A 2,433-nucleotide genomic window follows, 5' to 3' on the forward strand; every position below is an offset into this window, starting at 1 on the left:
ACCGTCGACACCGACACCGAGCGAATGAACTACACCATGACGATGCAGTTCTCGAACGTCAGCCTGAACGATGACCTGTCGGACTCGCGATTCACCATCGACATCCCGGCAAACGCCAGTGAACCCGGGCCGCAGCATCACGAACGACACACGTTCGATTCACTCTCGGATGTCCGTTCGGAAGCCGAAATGTCGGTGCCCTCACCCGAGGTTCCCGACGGATACGAGTTCGAGTCAGCCTACCTCTCCGAGGGCGACGACTACTCGGTGGTGCGCCTTCGTTACACGAACGGGTCAGACGGCGACGTGAGCCTCTCAAAGCGATCTGATACCGGTTACAACTACAGCGACAACGACGTGTTCGAGGCCGTCGACATCGGCAACCGGACTGGCTGGTACAACGAGTTCGACGGCAACTCGATCCTCATCTGGGAGTCTGCCAACCACACCTACACCCTCTACGGCGACATCTCGAAATCGGAGACGATCGAGATAGCCGAGCCCATCCAGGGTGAATAAAGCGCCTGTTTCAGACCCTGCAATACTGCGACCCGGTTGATACACCCACACCCCCTACCCAGACATACCCGCCCGGGTCAGAGGCGGGACACCCAGTATCTGACCACGGTTCAGAGCCGTCTCCGCTAGTCACCCGCTACTTCCAAACCCCACCCCTCTTTTTTGCCCCTTTTGTCGGACCGCTCCGACCGTGTTAAGTTAGGAGTGAGGCGGTCGTTGGTTCGGATGCCTATGGCCGAATTAGACCGCCTCAGCGATTCTGCCGAGTGGATCGACTTGGAGTTTGTGGAGCGAGAGCGGACACCCGAGCAAATCGTTGAAGTGGGTATTCAGCTCCATCTTGCTGGACTATCACTCTCGAATACCAAACAGTATCTTGAGGAGTTGGGTGTCGAGCGAAGTCGCACTGCTATTCATAACTGGGTTCAGAAGGCCGATTTACAGCCACCCAGTGACGGAGCTCCGAATCAGATTGCGGTCGACGAGACTGTGATTCAAATCAACGACGAACGACACTGGCTGTACGCCGTCCTCAGAACGCCATAGGCGTTCTGATGGGCTGCACGAGAGCCTCGCTCTCGTGAACACCGTCGATCCCGAGACCAATTCGTTCCTTCATGTGCGGCTGTTTCAGACCAGAACCACGCAACTCACCGTGCTGTTTCTCCGTGAACTCCGCAAGAAACAGCAGGTCGAGCAGGCAACCTTCCTCGTGGATAAAGCGCACCATCTCAAAGCCGCGCTGGAGCGAATCGGGCTCCGATTTCAGACAACGCGGCACGGAAATCGGAATGCTATCGAACGTGTCTTTCGTGAGGTAAAACGACGAACGTCTTCGTTCTCAAACACGTTCAGCAACGTGGAGCCACCGACGGCAGAATCGTGGCTCCAAGCCTTCGCCGTCTGGTGGAATCAATGCCAAAGTTACCACGATGATCCGGCGGGCCGATATCCGTGGTTTCCTCCCCAGTTGTCGGTTTCATCCCACCCGTGAACAGGTGGGCTTTCGCCTCGCTACCGCTGTAACGACAACAATCGCTCGTAGTTTGACGAGTATAGTTCACATTAACAAAAAGTAACTGCTTGTAATTACGAATTCTGTTTCGGGTTACCTAGAGTTTTTACCCTGCAGTCACAACCCGATCATATGAGTTCAGATCAAGACCATCTCAAAGAGACCGACACCGAGGCTCGCTTCGAGTTCAAGAAGGAGGAGAAATCCGCCTTCAAATCCGAGAAGGGCCTCACCGAAGAGACCATCCGGGTCATCAGCGAGGACAAGGACGAGCCCGAGTGGATGCTCGAACGGCGTCTTCGCGCCCTGAAGCAGTTTCAGGAGATGCCGATGCCGACCGATTGGCCCGGCGCGCCGGACCTGAGCGAGATCGACTTCGACGAGATCGTCCCGTACATCCGCCCGGACATCGAGACACGCGGCGGCGCCGAAAACTGGGAGGACCTCCCCGAGGAAATCCAGGACACGTTCGACAAACTGGGCATTCCCGAGGCGGAGAAGAACGCCCTCTCGGGTGTCGGTGCCCAGTACGAGTCCGAGATCGTCTACCAGAATATGCAGGAGCGCTGGGAAGAGAAAGGCGTCATCTTCTGTGACATGGACAAGGCCGTCCAGGAGCACGAAGATCTCGTCAAGGAACACTTCATGACGAAGTGTGTGCCCCCGAGCGACAACAAGTTCGCCGCGCTCCACGGCGCGGTCTGGTCGGGCGGATCCTTCGTCTACGTCCCCGAGGACACCACCGTGGAGATGCCCGTCCAGGCGTACTTCCGGATGAACTCCGAGGGCATGGGCCAGTTCGAACACACGCTCATCATCGCCGAGGAGAACTCCGAAGTCCACTACATCGAGGGCTGTTCCGCGCCGAAGTACTCCGCGTTCAACCTCCACAGCGGCGG

2 protein-coding genes and 1 pseudogene are annotated in these 2,433 nt (G+C 57.2%); all 3 read left to right on the top strand.

Annotated elements, in window-relative coordinates:
* Positions 1–519, top strand: a 519-nt coding sequence (locus BMX17_RS24720; protein ID WP_139203802.1) for a DUF4367 domain-containing protein, incomplete at its 5' end; no start/stop codon positions are given.
* Positions 520–750: 231 nt separating this feature from the next.
* Positions 751–1,432, top strand: a pseudogene (locus BMX17_RS24725) (IS6 family transposase); the annotation flags it as partial.
* Between the two features lie 234 nt (positions 1,433–1,666).
* Positions 1,667–2,433: Fe-S cluster assembly protein SufB (sufB, locus tag BMX17_RS24735; protein WP_092665279.1), on the top strand; the 767-nt coding region annotated here is incomplete at its 3' end.

It is taken from the genome of Halorientalis persicus (assembly GCF_900110215.1).
Classification (GTDB): Archaea; Halobacteriota; Halobacteria; order Halobacteriales; family Haloarculaceae; genus Halorientalis; species Halorientalis persica.